The following is a 13,706-nucleotide window of genomic DNA, read 5'->3' on the forward strand; positions in this document are numbered from 1 at the left end:
CGAATCCTGTCGCCGGGGGCCGCTTTCGGTCTCGATCAGCTCAGCACGCAGCTGCCGGTGCCGACGGCCGTCGTCTGGCTCGACGCCGTATCCAGTTCCGGCTTCACCTCGTCGAGGGTCAGCACGTACCCGGTGTCGTCGTCGGTGACGGCCGCGCCGAACACCACGCCCAGGATCCGGCCGTCGGTGTCCACCAGCGGACCGCCCGAGTTACCGGCCCGGACCTGACCACGGATGGTGTACACCTCGCGCTTGACATCGGCGTCGCGGTAGATGTTGGGGCCCTTGAGGTTCAGCGTCTCGCGCACCCGGGCCGCGCTGGCCGTGTAGCGCCCGCCGCCCGGGTAGCCGAGCACGATGGAGCTCTCGCCCGTGCCGGCGTCCTTCGGGGCCAGCGCCAATGGCTGGGCATTGAGGCCCGGCACCGCGAGGATCGCGACGTCCTTCTGCGAATCGAAGAGCACCACGGTCGCCGGGAGCGGGCCGCGCGCGGTGTCCACGCTGACGCTGTTGGTGCCCGCCACCACGTGGGCGTTGGTCATGACCCGCTCGGGGGCCACCACGAAGCCCGAACCCTCCAGCTGCCGTTGGCAACTGGGCGCGATGCCGCGGATGCGCAGCACGCTGCCCTGCAACTGCTGGGCGATGGGCAGCTGCAGCACGCTGGCGTCGGGCGGCTCCACCGCGGTGATCGGGACATGCCCGAACGGGCCGATGACGTCGGGCAGCCCGGAGGTGTTGAGCAGGTTGGAGAAGTCGGTCGGCACCCGGCGCAGCCAGTCCGGCGCGACGTGGTCGACATTGCGCAGCACCTGGGAGTTGGTGACCGCGGCCGCGATGCCCGGCTGCGAGGAGTTGGTCAGCGGCAGCGCCAGCAGCCACGCGGTGGCCAGCACCGCCACCGCCTGCAGGCCCGCGCCCACCACGCTGTCCACGCTGCGGGTGAACGGATCCCGCATGCCGCCGCGCGCGGCCCGCCCGATCACCATGCCCGCGACCTCGCCGATGATCACCAGCGCCACGATGAGCAGCACGCCCACCAGCACCCGCGTCCGCCCCTCGCTGAGGTGCTTCAGAATGTGCGGCGCGATCAGGATTCCGGCCACCGCGCCCAGGATGACGCCCAGGAAGGCGAGCGCCGAGGCGACCGCGCCCTGCCGCCACCCGGAGGTGGCCGCGAGCAACGCCAGAATGATGATGCCGAGGTCGAGCCAGCCAGAGGCGCTCATAATGTCATCCCTACCGCGGCCAGCGAGGCCTGCAGATCACGTACATCGTGATGGTCCCATTCGTGTTCCCACCCGGATACCGCCAGCAGTCCGGCGAGCACGCCGGCGGTGAACCCCCACACCAGCATTCCGTCCACGGTGAACGCCGGGCCCATATAGCCCAGCGGATGCCGCACCACGAAACGATTGGCCGGGTCGATGAGCTCCCTCACCGGCACCCGCGCCACACGGGCCGCCTCGGTCTCGCTCACCACGCCTACCGCGCCGGGCGTGCGCCAATAGGCGACCACCGGCGTCACATCGAACCGCGACGGCGGCACGAAGATCTTGGGCAGCACCGCGAGCGGCTCCACGCTCGCCGGATCCAGGCCGGTCTCCTCGTTGGCCTCGCGCAGGGCGGTGCTGATCGGGCCGTCGTCCTGCGGCTCCACCCCGCCGCCGGGGAACGCCACCTGGCCGCTGTGCTGTCGCAGGGTGGCGGCACGCTGGGTGAGCAGTACGTCGGCGTCGGCCGGAAGCCCGCCCGGCGCATCGGGATCCGCCTCCGGGGAACCGCCGAACAGCACCAGCACGGCCGCGTCCCGGGGCCGGGTCGCGGCCGCGGCGAACCGCCGCATGGCACTGCGGCGCAGGACCGGGTTCACGCCGGTGGGGTCGGCCGGATCGTGCTCGGCCACCCCGCGCAGCCAGGCCGGAATCCCATTGCTGGACGCCTCGAGTCTCATCACCACACCCTCACCGAAAACCACCGCGGACCGGCCGCGCTCACGCCCGGACTCCCAATTCGGCCGCGACGGTATCGGAAATGTCCTCGACGCTGCGGAACGGGCGCACCACGACTTTGGCAACGGTGCCGTCCGCGCGCAACAGCACCGAGATCGGCAGCACGGCGGGCGCGCCGACCGCGGCGCGGACCTTGGAGTTCGGATCCACCACACCCGGCAGGTGGATGCCCAGCCCGCTCAGCCGCGACAGCGCCTTGCCGGTGCCGGGATCGCTGTGCACGGTCAGCACCGTGAGAGCGGTCCCCGCCTGCTGCGAGAACTGTTGCAGCAGCGGCAGTTCCTCCGCGCACGGGCCGCACCAGTAGGCCCACAGGTTGATCAGCGCGGGCTTGCCCGCCAGCGCCGTGACCAGGTCCACGGGCTTGCCGTCGGCCAGGCAGTCCAGGGTGATGCCGCGCAGCGGGGTGTCACCGACGGCCGCGCCGGTGGGCTGTGGGCAGGAAGCCAGCGCGGCCGCGGCCCGATCGGCCTCGGCGACCGCCGGTTCGGCGGGGGCGGTGGTCGACCCGGTGGCGGTGCTCTTGCCATCGGTGCGGGTGAGCTGCGGCCACAGCGCGACGACGGCCGCCACGGCGACGATCACCGCCACCAGGACCCAGCGCCACCAGGTGTTGCCCCGCGTCGCCTCGGCGCTCACAGGCCGACCAGTTCGAGAAGGTGCTCGGTCTCCGGGCCCTTCACGAGTTTGGCGGCCTCGCCCGGATCGGTCGGGCCGGTCCCGAAGGAGGGGCAGTCGTTGGCCAGCAGGCAGGCGCCGCACGCGGGCTTGCGGGCATGGCAGACGCGGCGGCCGTGGAAGATCACCCGGTGCGAGAGCATGGTCCAGTCGCGGCGCTCGATCAGCGCGCCGACGGCGTGCTCTACCTTGACCGGATCCTCCTCGGCGGTCCAGCCCCAGCGCCGCACCAGCCGCCCGAAGTGGGTGTCGACGGTGATGCCGGGGACCCCGAAGGCATTGCCGAGGACGACATTCGCGGTCTTGCGCCCGATCCCCGGCAGGGTGACCAGTTCGTCCAGGGTGCTCGGCAGTTCCCCGTCGAATCGCTCGACCAGTTCTTGCCCGAGCCCGATCAGCGAATTGGCCTTGTTCCGATAGAAGCCGGTGGGCCGGATGTACTCCTCCAGCTCGGCGCGATTGGCCTCGGCGTAATCGCGTGCGCTGCGGTACTTCACGAACAATGCCGGTGTGGTCTGGTTCACCCGCACATCGGTGCACTGCGCGGAAAGAATTGTGGCGACCGCCAATTCGAGCGGCGTAGTGAAATCAAGCTCACAGTGCGCGTCGGGGAACTCCCGTGTCATTTCCCGATACATCCGCCGCGCGCGCCTGACCAGGCCGGTCCGAGTCTCTTTGTCGCGCTTGCGCGCTTTGGCCGGGCGCGTGAACGATGGCGCATCCGCGACACCGACCGCGGCCTCGGCAGGAACCGCGGCAGCGTCCGATTTCGCTGTCGCGAGGCCCGAATTATCCGGGTCTGCCCCGCTCAGGGCCGCGTTGGATTCAGTGACACGCACGCGTCCACCTTACGGAACCAGCACTACGTCACAACCGGCCAGCGGACCTGCCGTGTTCCATCTGAGACCTTTGGCGTGTTTACTGCTGCCTATGCAAGGACTCGCTGTGGTGCTGTTTCCGATAGCGCTGATGCTGTTCGCGTTGGTGATGGAACGGGTCGAGAATCGACTGCGCAAGTTGCTCGAACCCGACCCGGAGGTTCAGCAGTACCTCGATCGAGCCACGAATGCCGAGGTCAGCGATCTGACCAAGTTGGGATTGCCGGCCGCCGCCGCGCGGCCCCGACGGGCCCGGCCCGCGGCCAAGGGAATGGACGTCGCACAGGCCAGCTGACCCGGGCGGGTCGGCGGTCGAGTGGTCCGGTGGCTTCGAGCCCCGGACCACTTTTTACGATCTTCATGACGCCGGTCTCACGGCGTGTCGTAGATTCGTGTGAAGCGTGTCGCACGTTGCGTTGTGTGTCGCGTACTGGGCTCCGCGTATCCGAGTATCAGCTCGGCGCGTGGTGTCTATCACTACCCGGCGGTAATGCAAAGTAGACTGCACTGTCGGCCGAGTCGTTTCGGTCCAGGACAGAGCCATTTCCCATAAGGAGCACATTCGTGGACGAGGCCCTCGCCAGAGCAGGCATCTTCCAAGGCGTCGAGCCCACCGCGGTGGCCGCTCTCGCCAAACAACTACAGCCCGTTGATTTTCCGCGCGGCCACGTCATCTTCAACGAGGGTGAGCCCGGCGACCGGCTGTACATCATCACCTCGGGCAAGGTGAAGATCGGCCGCCGCTCCCCCGACGGCCGGGAGAACCTGCTGACGATCATGGGCCCGTCCGACATGTTCGGCGAGCTCTCGATCTTCGACCCGGGCCCGCGCACCTCGACGGCCACCACCGTCACCGAGGTCAGAGCCGTCACCATGGACCGGGACGCGCTCAAGGCGTGGATCGACCAGCGTCCGGAGATCGCCGAGCAGCTGCTGCGGGTGCTCGCCCGCCGCCTGCGGCGCACCAACAACAACCTGGCCGACCTGATCTTCACCGACGTGCCGGGTCGTGTCGCCAAGGCGCTGCTGCAGCTCGCCCAGCGCTTCGGCACCCAGGAAGCGGGCGCCCTGCGCGTGACCCACGACCTGACCCAGGAAGAGATCGCCCAGCTGGTCGGCGCCTCCCGCGAAACCGTGAACAAGGCCCTGGCCGACTTCGCGCACCGCGGCTGGCTGCGGCTCGAGGGCAAGAGCGTGCTGATCTCCGACTCGGAGCGGCTGGCGCGCCGCGCTCGCTGACGCGAGACGGACAAACGAATACGCCGAAAGGATCGGGCATCACCTCCGTAGCGGTGCCCGATCCTTTCGCGTTTCCGTGCGCCCAGCCCTGCGACCCGTGCGCCCAGCCGTGCGACCTGTGTGCCTAGCCCTGCGAACGCAGGTAGGCCAGCTGGGCTTTCACCGAACTGTGCGCCGCGGGCCAGAGCCGCTTGTCGACATCGGCGTAGACCTCGGCGACGATCTGCAGGGCTTTGACATTGGGGCCCAGCTTCTCCAGCGCCGCACGCACCTGGTTGAGGCGCTCCTCGCGGTGCGCGATGTAGTAGCGAATGACCGGTTCGGCATCCGGGTGGTCCGGGCCGTGCGCCGGGAGCAGGGTGCGGCCGGGGGCCACCGACACCAGGCAATTCAGCGAATCCAGATACGCGGCCAGCGCGCCGTCGGAGGATTCGAGGACCGTGGTCCCACTCCCCAGGACGGTGTCACCGGTGAGCAGGACCCGCTCGCCGTCCGGGCCGTCGACCAGAAAACTCAGCGAATCCCCGGTGTGACCGGGGGTGGCGAGCACGGTGATGCGCACCCCGGCCGCCTCGATGACCTCCCCGTCGGCCAGGACCGTGCCCGAGCCGCGCAGGAATTCGGAGCCCTTGGCGCGCACCGGGGTTCCGGTGGCCTTCACCAGGTGGTCGATGCCGCCGGTGTGATCCGCGTGCTCGTGGGTGATCAGCGTCAGCGCGATCTCACCGCCGGTCGCGCGGACCAGCGCCTCGGTGTGCTTGCGATCCTTCGGACCCGGGTCCACCACAACGTATTCCGTGGCGCCGGGGGCGCGGAGCAGCCAGGTGTTGGTGCCCTGCAACGTCATTCCGCTGGGGTTGTCGGCCAGGACGACGGCGGCGGACGGAGTCACTTGCCGCAGTTGTTCGTACGCGGGGTGGGTGAGCGTCATACTGTTCCGTCCTAATGCACCGCGCGTGATGCGTCCAGTGTTGGACGCATCACGCTTTCTACTGTGCCCCAAAGGATTTCAGTGGGGGTTATCGCACTTCGGCGATGAGCTCCACCTCGACCGGGGTGTCGAGCGGCAGCTCGTTGACGCCGACCGCCGAGCGGGCGTGCACCCCGGCCTCGCCGAGGACCGCGCCCAGCAGCTCGGACGCGCCGTTGATGACCAGCGGCTGGCTGTTGAAACCGGCTGCCGAGGCCACGAACCCGACCACCTTGACGATGCGCACGACATTGTCGAGGCCGACCAGGTCGTGCACCACCGCGAGCGCGTTGAGCGCGGCCAGCTTGGCCAGCTCCGCGCCCTGCTCGATGGTGATCTCGGCACCGAGCTTGCCGGTCAGCGGCAGTTCGCCGTTGACGAACGGCAGCTGGCCGGAGGTGTAGACGTAATTGCCGGTCCGGACACCCGGCACGTACACCGCGACCGGCTTCGGCGCGACCGGCAGTTCGAGCCCGAGCTCCTTCAGGTTCTCGGCCCAGGTCATCAGCTCTTCGCCCGCTTCAGGTAGGCGACGTGCTGTTCACCGGTCGGTCCGGGCAGCACGGTGACGAGTTCCCAGCCGTCGGAACCCCACTGGTCGAGGATGGCCTTGGTGGCATGGGTCAACAGGGGCACCGTCGCGTACTCCCACACGGTCACTTCACTCATGGGCTGAGAGTAGCCCCGGCGGGGTTCCCGCAGTGCCGCACCCCATCTGCCTCCGTGTCGCCCCGGATGTTCACGGCCCTCGTAACCTCGGCCTCACCCTCCTCCGCTCGTCCGCTTCGCTCCCCGCTCCGAGGCGGAGGTCTATGAAGACGCGGTCCAGGCCGAGGCGGTCCGGGAACCAGAAGTGGTGTATCAGACAGTTTGTCGTGCCTGTGGGCAGGAACTCGGAACGGGTTATAGGCTCGCGAGCGTGGGAGTACCGATAGCAGTGCCCGTTTCGGTTGAGCCGGGGGTCGAAGCAGGTTGGCCGGAGCGGGCAGACAAGGCCCGCCTGCATTACGTATCCGGGAAGGGGGGCACCGGGAAGTCGACAGTCGCCGCGGCGCTCGCGCTGGCACTGGCCGCCGGGGGGCGCCGGGTGCTGCTGGTCGAGGTCGAGGGCAGACAGTCCATCGCGCAGCTGTTCGATCTGCCGCCCTTGCCGCCCACCGAGACTCGCATCGCCACCGCGGACGGCGGCGGCGAGGTGATGGCGCTGGCCCTCGACGTCGAGCACGCCTTCCTGGAATACCTCGACATGTTCTACAACCTCGGCTTCGCCGGCCGGGCCATGCGCCGGGTCGGGGCCATCGAGTTCGTCACCACCATCGCGCCGGGCCTGCGGGACGTCATCCTCACCGGCAAGATCAAGGAATGCGCGGTGCGGGCCGACAAGTCCGGCAAGCCCGCCTACGACGAGATCGTCATCGACGCGCCCCCGACCGGCCGGATCGCCAGCTTCCTGGACGTCACCCAGGCCATGGCCGACATCGCCGGCGGCGGACCGATCGCCGCGCAGGCCGAGGGCGTGTCCAAGCTGCTGCACTCCGAGCAGACCATGATCCACCTGGTCACGCTGCTGGAGGCGCTGCCGGTGCAGGAGACCGCCGACGCCGTCGCCGAACTCACCGCCAACGACCTGAACATCGGCACGGTCATCGTGAACCGGGCCGGCGAGGGCTACCTGCCGCGCACCGTGCGCGAACGCGCCGCCCTCGGCGAGGTCGACGTCGACGCCCTGAAGGCCGGGCTCGCCGAGGCCGGAGTCACCTTGTCCGAGGCCGATTTCCAGGGCCTGGTCGCCGAGACCGTCGAGCACTCCGCGCGCCTGGCCGCCCAGGACGAGAGCGCCGCCGAGCTGTCCCAGCTCGACATCTCGCGGCTGTACCTGCCGTCGCTCACCGACGGCATGGATCTGGGCGGGCTCTACGAGCTCGCCGAAGTCTTGAGCGCGCAGGGGGTTCGCTAGTCATGGTCGTTCCGGCAGGCACTGTGCCCCTGGATGTCTCGAAGATCATCGCCGACCCGTCGGCACGGATCGTGGTGTGCTGCGGTTCCGGCGGCGTCGGCAAGACCACCACGGCCGCGGCCATCGCGCTGCGCGCGGCCGAGACCGGCCGCAAGGTCGTGGTGCTGACCATCGACCCGGCCCGCCGCCTGGCCCAGTCACTGGGCGTCAGCGATCTGGGCAATGTGCCGCAGAAGGTCGAGCTCGGGCCCGAGGCCAAGGGCGAACTGTTCGCCATGATGCTGAACATGCGCCGCACCTTCGACGACATGGTGCTCGAGCACACCACCCCGGACAAGGCCGAGCAGATCTTCGCCAATCCGATCTATCAGACCGTCGCGTCCTCCTTCGGTGGCACGCAGGAGTACATGGCGATGGAGAAGCTGGGCCAGCTCGCGGCCAAGCGGGAGTGGGACCTGATCGTGGTCGACACCCCGCCCTCGCGGAACGCCCTGGACTTCCTGGACGCGCCGAAGCGGCTGGGCAACTTCCTCAACGGCAAGATGATCCGGGTCATCATGGCCCCGGGCCGCGGCGTCGGGAAGTTCGTCGCGGGCGCGATGAGCCTGGCGCTGCGCGGGGTCTCGACCATCGTCGGGGGCCAGCTTCTCAAAGACGCCAGTGTCTTCTTGCAGTCACTGGAATCCATGTTCGGCGGCTTCCAGGATCGGGCCGACCGCACCTACGCGATGCTGTCCCGCCCGGGCACCCACTTCCTGGTGGTGGCCGCGGCCGAACCGGACGCGCTGCGCGAGGCCAGCTTCTTCGTGGACCGGCTCTCGACCGACAAGATGCCGATGGCCGGACTGGTGCTCAACCGCACCCACCCGGTCCTGAGCTCGCTGTCCGGCGAGCAGGCGCAGGTCGCGGCGGATCGCCTGGTCCCGGAGCCCGAGAACAGCGCGACGCCGGAACCCGAGGCGGAGACGCCGGAGGCGCTCGCGGCCGCGGTGCTGCGCATCCACGCCCATCGGGCCGCCACCGCCAAGCGGGAACAGCATCTGCTGCACCGGTTCACGGGCGCCCACCCGAGCGTGCCCATCGTGGCCGTCACCGCGCTGCCCTTCGAGGTGGCCGATCTGGAGGCGCTGCGCGCCGTCGGTGACCAGCTCGTCGAGGCCGGCGCCAAGCCCGCCTGACGCGGACCCGCCGAGCCCTCGGCTCGATTCCGGATTTCGACCCTTTGGTTTGAAATGCCCGATCCGACCCCGGACACGGATCGAGCCCGCTCCCGCGGGCTCGATCCGTTCTGCTTATAGGGGGGATCTAGGTAAGGGATACTCGCTTACATCGCTACCTTCTGTGATCGCTGGACGCGGAAGAAGTCCGCCCAGCTCGTCACCTCCGGGTGCTGCTTCAGCAGCGCACGGCGCTGCCGCTCGGTCATACCGCCCCACACACCGAACTCGACTCGGTTGTCGAGGGCGTCAGCGCCGCACTCCATCAGCACCGGGCAGTGCCGGCAGATGGTTGCGGCCTTGCGCTGTGCCGCGCCACGCACGAACAGCTGGTCGGGATCCACTTCCTTGCATCGGGCCTGGGAAACCCAGGCGATTCTCGCTTCGGCCTGCTCCACGTCCAATCGAGCGATCGGGGTAGTCATGTGCATTTGGTGTGCCCCTTTGCAGTCCGAACACCGGGTCACGGCGCTCCAGAATCGCGAGTGCAGCGCGCAGTTACCCAACCCCACTGCGTTCTGCACCACATTCCACTTTGAGTGTTAGCTCTATCACACTGGGTTCTCAATCTAGATAGTCGTGTATCGGCTGCGCAAGACCGTCCCGAGATTTTCTGGTACGTCCGTCCACGCATTCGTTGCCAAGAACCGGTCAGTCCGTACCTTTGAGGACGAAAGGACACCCGTGGCGGGCGAACACCGAGTGTCCGGAAGGCCAATTAGGCTAGGGCCCGTGCCGATCACACGAACGCTCTGGAGACTGGCAGGCGCGTGCGTCTTGGCCGCCGTGCTGCTGGCCGGATTGCTGTTCCCGTTGGCCGGTGGCTTCGGGTTCATCTCCAACCGGGCAGCCGACGCCGTCGACAACGTCTCCGCCGAACTGGTCGAGGGCAGCGTGCCCGCGGTCTCGACCATGGTGGACACCAATGGGACGCCTTTCGCCTGGCTGTACGAGCAGCGCCGCTTCGAGGTCCCCAGCGACAAGATCTCCAACAACATGAAGCTGGCGCTGGTCTCGGTCGAGGACAAGCGCTTCGCCGATCACCACGGTGTGGACTGGCAGGGCACCTTCCGGGCCTTCCTGACCAACACCTCCGGCGGCCAGGTCTCCCAGGGTGGTTCCACCCTCGACCAGCAGTACGTGAAGAACTACCTGCTGCTGGTGGTGGCCAAGACCGACGCCGAGCGCCGGGCAGCCACCGAGACCACCCCCGCCCGCAAGATCCGTGAGATCCGCATGGCGCTGACGCTGGACAAGCGGCTCACCAAGGACGAGATCCTCACCCGGTATCTCAACCTGGTGCCCTTCGGCAACGGCTCCTACGGCATCCAGGACGCCGCGCAGACGTACTTCGGCGTGGACGCCAAGGACCTGACCATGACGCAGTCGGCCATGCTGGCCGGCATGGTGCAGTCCAGCTCCAAGCTGAACCCGTACACCAACCCCACGGGCGTGCTGGAGCGCCGCAACACCGTGCTCGACACCTTGATCCAGAACGTGCCCAGCCGGGCGGAGGAGTTCCGTAAGGCCAAGGACACGGGACTGGGCGTGCTGCCCGAGCCCAAGGGCCTCTCGCGCGGCTGCATCGCGGCCAACGACCGCGGCTTCTTCTGCGATTACGCGATGCAGTACCTGACCAACGCCGGCATCAGCCGCGATCAGCTGGAAAAGGGCGGCTACCTGATCAAGACCACCCTGGACCCGGCCGTGCAGGACCAGGTGCGGGACTCGCTGGCCGCCAACACCAACCCGAACCTCGACGACATCGCCGAGGTCATGAACATCATCGCGCCCGGCCAGGATTCGCATCCGCTGCTGGCCATGGGCTCGAGCCGGGTCTACGGCCTGGACGCCAACGCGCACCAGACCGTGCAGCCGCAGCCGTACTCGATGGTCGGCGACGGCGCGGGCTCGATCTTCAAGATCTTCACCACGGCCGCGGCCATGGAGAAGGGCCTGGGCATCAACGCCACCCTCGATGTTCCGGCGTTCTTCTCCGCCAAGGGCATGGGTAACTCCGGCACGCCCGGCTGTCCGCCCGAGACGTACTGCGTGAAGAACGCGGGCGCCTACAAGGGTTCGATGTCGGTGACCGAGGCGCTGGCCACCTCGCCGAACACGGCCTTCGTCAAGCTGATCCAGGCCGTCGGCGTGGCCCCGACCGTGGACATGGCCGTCCGGCTCGGCATGCGCTCGTACACCCTGCCCGGCACCTCCGGCCACGGGAACCAGAGCCTCTCGGACATGATCAAGGACCAGAACCTGGGCTCGTTCACCCTGGGACCGGTCGCGATCAACCCGGTGGAGCTGTCGAATGTGGCCGCCACCCTGGCCTCCGGCGGCAAGTGGTGCCCGCCCACCCCGATCCGCGAGGTGATCGACCGCAGCGGCAAGCAGGTACCGCTGACCCAGCAGGCGTGTGAGCAGGTGGTCGACCCGGGTCTGGCCAATACCCTCGCGGTGGCGCTGGGCCAGGACGTGGTGAGCGGCACCGGTGCCGGTTCCGCGCATTCCGTCGGCTGGAACATTCCGACCTCGGCGAAGACCGGCACCACCGAGAGTCACCGGTCCTCGGCCTTCCTGGCCTTCACCAACGGTTTCGCCGGCGCCTCCTACGTCTACGGCGACAGCCCGACGCCCGGTGAGATCTGCTCGTTCCCGCTGCGCAGCTGCGGCAGCGGAAACCTGTACGGCGGTAATGAGCCGGCCCGCACCTACCTGGGCGCGATGAAGAACGTGCTCGACCGGTTCCCGCCGGCCGTGCTGCCGCCGGTCGACGACAAGTACGTGCGCGGATCGAACAACTCGCAGATCCCGGACGTGATCGGCATGCAGCAGGCCGAGGCCAACGCGGCGCTGGTCGGCGCGGGCTTCCAGGTGTCGGTGGTGACCCAGCCGGGCGCGGGCAAGGGCACGGTCATGAACGTGTCGCCCAACGGGTCGGCGATTCCCGGCTCGGTGATCACCATGTACGTCAGCGACGGCAGTCAGCTGCCGGTCACGGCGCCGCCGAACGCGCCGCCGTCGGTGCCGGGGTTGCCGGGCATCACGATCCCGGCGCTGCCGCCGATCCCGATCCCGATTCCCATCCCGCGCTAGCCGCGAACGAAAGGCCCGGAGCGAGTCATTCGCTCCGGGCCTTTCGTATTAATAGCGGCACCGCATGAACCGCCGTCCGGACCGTCTCAGAGGCGGGCCTTCACGGCGGCGGAGATCCGGGTGCCGTCGGCGCGCCCGGCGGCCAGCGCGGTCGCGGCCTTCATGACCTGACCCATCTGCCGCATGCCCGGCCGCTCGCCCAGCTGCTCGGCGACCTGCGCGATGGCGGTGTCGGCGATATCGCCGACCTCGGCCTCGGTGAGCTGGGTGGGCAGGTACTCGTCGATGATCGATTCCTCGGCGCGCTCATTGGCGGCGAGCTCGCCACGCCCGGCCTGCTCGTAGACCACGGCGGCCTCGTTGCGCTTCTTCGCCTCCTTCTGCAGGACGGCGATGATCTCGGGGTCGGAAAGCTCACGCGCCTCGGGTCCGGCGACCTCGGCGTTCTGGATCGCCGACAGCAGCATCCGCAGGGTGCCGAGGCGCAGCGCGTCCTTGCTCTTCATCGCGGCGGTCATATCCGTGCGCAGCGTGGTTTTGAGTTCCGACATGAGCGACACGGTACGAGGGACTTCTATCGTGGTCCAGCTCATTTGACTCGATGTTTCTCCGCCGGGTCGCCTATTCTGGGCAAATGCCCGTCTTCTCGACCACCGCCCTCAGCCGTGCCGCCCTGGGAGCCGCCGGGGCCGCGGTCGCCGGAATCGGATACGCGACGCTCATCGAGCGCAACGCCTTCACCCTGCGGGAGGCGACGCTGCCCGTGCTGGAACCGGGCAAGCCGTCGCTGCGGGTGCTGCACATCAGCGACCTGCACATGATGCCCGGCCAGCAGCTGAAACAGGCGTGGCTACGTGAGCTGGATCGGCTGGAGCCGGACCTGGTGGTGAACACCGGGGACAACCTCTCGCACATGAAGTCGGTGCCCGCCGTGGTGCAGTCGCTGGGCGGATTGCTCGCGCGCCCCGGCATTTTCGTGTTCGGCTCGAACGACTACTTCGCGCCGGTGCCGAAGAACCCGCTCAAGTACTTCAAGAAGGACCACAAGCGCGTCTACGGCGAGCCGCTGCCCTGGCAGGACATGCGGGCCGCGTTCACCGAGCGCGGCTGGCTGGACCTGACCCACGTGCGCCGCGATATCGAGGTCGCGGGCGTGAAGATCTCCACCGCGGGCGTGGACGACCCGCACCTGAAGCGGGATCGCTACGAGACCGTCGCGGGCGCGCCGAATCCGCTGGCGGACTTGAGCATCGGGCTCACCCACTCGCCGGAGCCGCGGGTGCTGGACCGGTTCGCGGCCGACGGCTACGACCTGGTGATGGCGGGCCACACCCACGGCGGGCAGCTGTGCGTGCCCGGTTTCGGCGCGCTGGTGACCAACTGCGGGATCGACCGGGCCCGGGTGAAGGGCGCGTCGCGCTGGGGCGCCCACACGCGGCTGCACGTGTCGGCCGGTCTGGGCACCTCGCCGTGGGCTCCGTACCGGTTCTGCTGCCGTCCGGAGGCGACGCTGCTGACGCTGGTCGGCGCGCCGCCGAAGAAGCCGGTGGCCGAGTCGGGGCGCGGCCGGGCCGCGTCCTCGGAGGCCGTCGCACGCTGATCGTCCCGCGGCGATATTGCCCCGGGCTCCCGCCGCGATATACAGCGCGGTATGTA

Annotated in this window: 15 protein-coding genes; 6 read left to right on the plus strand and 9 right to left on the minus strand. The window is 68.8% G+C overall.

What is annotated here, in order from left to right:
- Window positions 1-35: 35 nt before the first annotated feature.
- The 4 genes from ACFYTS_RS02095 to nth are packed head-to-tail and all read right to left on the minus strand — an operon-like array spanning window position 36 to window position 3,328.
- Complete coding sequence (locus tag ACFYTS_RS02095) at window positions 36-1,229, minus strand: MarP family serine protease (protein WP_357275580.1); 1,194 nt, start codon at window positions 1,227-1,229, stop codon at window positions 36-38.
- A complete protein-coding gene (locus tag ACFYTS_RS02100; RefSeq protein WP_387300693.1) occupies window positions 1,226-1,954 on the minus strand; it encodes an NUDIX hydrolase in 729 nt (242 codons plus the stop codon). Before ACFYTS_RS02100 ends, ACFYTS_RS02095 begins: the two co-directional genes overlap by 4 nt.
- A 40-nt stretch (window positions 1,955-1,994) precedes the next feature.
- Window positions 1,995-2,651, minus strand: a complete 657-nt coding sequence (locus ACFYTS_RS02105) for a TlpA family protein disulfide reductase (protein WP_387300695.1) — start codon at window positions 2,649-2,651, stop codon at window positions 1,995-1,997.
- The gene (gene nth / locus ACFYTS_RS02110) at window positions 2,648-3,328 is read right to left on the minus strand and encodes an endonuclease III (RefSeq protein WP_387301074.1); all 681 of its coding nucleotides are present in this window, start codon (window positions 3,326-3,328) and stop codon (window positions 2,648-2,650) included. Before nth ends, ACFYTS_RS02105 begins: the two co-directional genes overlap by 4 nt.
- 292 nt (window positions 3,329-3,620) lie before the next feature.
- Between nth and ACFYTS_RS02115 the strand changes: the two genes are divergently transcribed.
- Together ACFYTS_RS02115 and ACFYTS_RS02120 are read left to right on the plus strand one after the other, a co-directional pair.
- Window positions 3,621-3,863: a hypothetical protein gene (locus ACFYTS_RS02115; protein ID WP_033089361.1), complete on the plus strand. Its 243-nt coding sequence runs from the start codon at window positions 3,621-3,623 to the stop codon at window positions 3,861-3,863.
- Between the two features lie 269 nt (window positions 3,864-4,132).
- Window positions 4,133-4,807 carry a Crp/Fnr family transcriptional regulator gene (locus tag ACFYTS_RS02120; RefSeq protein WP_019044571.1) on the plus strand — a complete coding sequence of 225 codons (675 nt, stop codon included), beginning with the start codon at window positions 4,133-4,135 and terminating at the stop codon, window positions 4,805-4,807.
- Window positions 4,808-4,931: 124 nt separating this feature from the next.
- Here the strand turns inward: ACFYTS_RS02120 and ACFYTS_RS02125 are convergent, their stop codons facing one another.
- From ACFYTS_RS02125 to ACFYTS_RS02135, 3 genes are all read right to left on the minus strand, one after another.
- Complete coding sequence (locus tag ACFYTS_RS02125) at window positions 4,932-5,738, minus strand: MBL fold metallo-hydrolase (RefSeq protein WP_387300697.1); 807 nt, start codon at window positions 5,736-5,738, stop codon at window positions 4,932-4,934.
- An 88-nt stretch (window positions 5,739-5,826) separates the two neighbouring features.
- Window positions 5,827-6,282 (minus strand): RidA family protein, encoded by a 456-nt coding sequence (locus tag ACFYTS_RS02130; RefSeq protein ID WP_357275570.1) that lies wholly within the window; start codon window positions 6,280-6,282, stop codon window positions 5,827-5,829.
- The gene (locus ACFYTS_RS02135) at window positions 6,282-6,446 is read right to left on the minus strand and encodes a DUF4177 domain-containing protein (RefSeq protein WP_213558954.1); all 165 of its coding nucleotides are present in this window, start codon (window positions 6,444-6,446) and stop codon (window positions 6,282-6,284) included. The genes ACFYTS_RS02130 and ACFYTS_RS02135 overlap by 1 nt, the downstream gene beginning before the upstream one ends.
- Before the next feature lie 268 nt (window positions 6,447-6,714).
- On the opposite strand from ACFYTS_RS02135, the gene ACFYTS_RS02140 reads away from it, so the two are divergent.
- The gene (locus ACFYTS_RS02140; protein WP_357275568.1) at window positions 6,715-7,734 is read left to right on the plus strand and encodes an ArsA-related P-loop ATPase; all 1,020 of its coding nucleotides are present in this window, start codon (window positions 6,715-6,717) and stop codon (window positions 7,732-7,734) included.
- A gap of 2 nt (window positions 7,735-7,736) precedes the next feature.
- Window positions 7,737-8,912, plus strand: a complete 1,176-nt coding sequence (locus ACFYTS_RS02145) for an ArsA family ATPase (RefSeq protein WP_387300700.1) — start codon at window positions 7,737-7,739, stop codon at window positions 8,910-8,912.
- Between the two features lie 146 nt (window positions 8,913-9,058).
- On the opposite strand, the gene ACFYTS_RS02150 is transcribed toward ACFYTS_RS02145, so the two are convergent.
- Entirely contained in the window at window positions 9,059-9,382 is a 324-nt protein-coding gene (locus ACFYTS_RS02150; RefSeq protein WP_033089817.1) for a WhiB family transcriptional regulator, read from the minus strand.
- Between the two features lie 301 nt (window positions 9,383-9,683).
- Between ACFYTS_RS02150 and ACFYTS_RS02155 the strand changes: the two genes are divergently transcribed.
- A complete protein-coding gene (locus tag ACFYTS_RS02155) occupies window positions 9,684-12,050 on the plus strand; it encodes a penicillin-binding protein (protein WP_357275563.1) in 2,367 nt (788 codons plus the stop codon).
- Window positions 12,051-12,136: 86 nt separating this feature from the next.
- On the opposite strand, the gene ACFYTS_RS02160 is transcribed toward ACFYTS_RS02155, so the two are convergent.
- Window positions 12,137-12,601 carry a GatB/YqeY domain-containing protein gene (locus ACFYTS_RS02160; RefSeq protein ID WP_357087687.1) on the minus strand — a complete coding sequence of 155 codons (465 nt, stop codon included), beginning with the start codon at window positions 12,599-12,601 and terminating at the stop codon, window positions 12,137-12,139.
- A gap of 83 nt (window positions 12,602-12,684) precedes the next feature.
- On the opposite strand from ACFYTS_RS02160, the gene ACFYTS_RS02165 reads away from it, so the two are divergent.
- Window positions 12,685-13,650 (plus strand): metallophosphoesterase, encoded by a 966-nt coding sequence (locus tag ACFYTS_RS02165; protein WP_357275560.1) that lies wholly within the window; start codon window positions 12,685-12,687, stop codon window positions 13,648-13,650.
- Window positions 13,651-13,706 lie beyond the last annotated feature (56 nt).

Source organism: Nocardia sp. NPDC004151 (assembly GCF_042874235.1).
GTDB lineage: Bacteria > Actinomycetota > Actinomycetes > Mycobacteriales > Mycobacteriaceae > Nocardia.

What these genes read in the sequence shown, in the direction of transcription:
- ACFYTS_RS02145 (WP_387300700.1), top strand. Translation starts at nt 7,737, where the DNA reads ATGGTCGTTCCGGCAGGCACTGTGCCCCTGGATGTCTCGAAGATCATC.
- nth (WP_387301074.1), bottom strand. Translation starts at nt 3,328, where the DNA reads ATGTATCGGGAAATGACACGGGAGTTCCCCGACGCGCACTGTGAGCTT.
- ACFYTS_RS02115 (WP_033089361.1), top strand. Translation starts at nt 3,621, where the DNA reads ATGCAAGGACTCGCTGTGGTGCTGTTTCCGATAGCGCTGATGCTGTTC.
- ACFYTS_RS02125 (WP_387300697.1), bottom strand. Translation starts at nt 5,738, where the DNA reads ATGACGCTCACCCACCCCGCGTACGAACAACTGCGGCAAGTGACTCCG.
- ACFYTS_RS02095 (WP_357275580.1), bottom strand. Translation starts at nt 1,229, where the DNA reads ATGAGCGCCTCTGGCTGGCTCGACCTCGGCATCATCATTCTGGCGTTG.
- ACFYTS_RS02150 (WP_033089817.1), bottom strand. Translation starts at nt 9,382, where the DNA reads ATGCACATGACTACCCCGATCGCTCGATTGGACGTGGAGCAGGCCGAA.
- ACFYTS_RS02100 (WP_387300693.1), bottom strand. Translation starts at nt 1,954, where the DNA reads ATGAGACTCGAGGCGTCCAGCAATGGGATTCCGGCCTGGCTGCGCGGG.
- ACFYTS_RS02160 (WP_357087687.1), bottom strand. Translation starts at nt 12,601, where the DNA reads ATGTCGGAACTCAAAACCACGCTGCGCACGGATATGACCGCCGCGATG.
- ACFYTS_RS02165 (WP_357275560.1), top strand. Translation starts at nt 12,685, where the DNA reads ATGCCCGTCTTCTCGACCACCGCCCTCAGCCGTGCCGCCCTGGGAGCC.
- ACFYTS_RS02130 (WP_357275570.1), bottom strand. Translation starts at nt 6,282, where the DNA reads ATGACCTGGGCCGAGAACCTGAAGGAGCTCGGGCTCGAACTGCCGGTC.
- ACFYTS_RS02135 (WP_213558954.1), bottom strand. Translation starts at nt 6,446, where the DNA reads ATGAGTGAAGTGACCGTGTGGGAGTACGCGACGGTGCCCCTGTTGACC.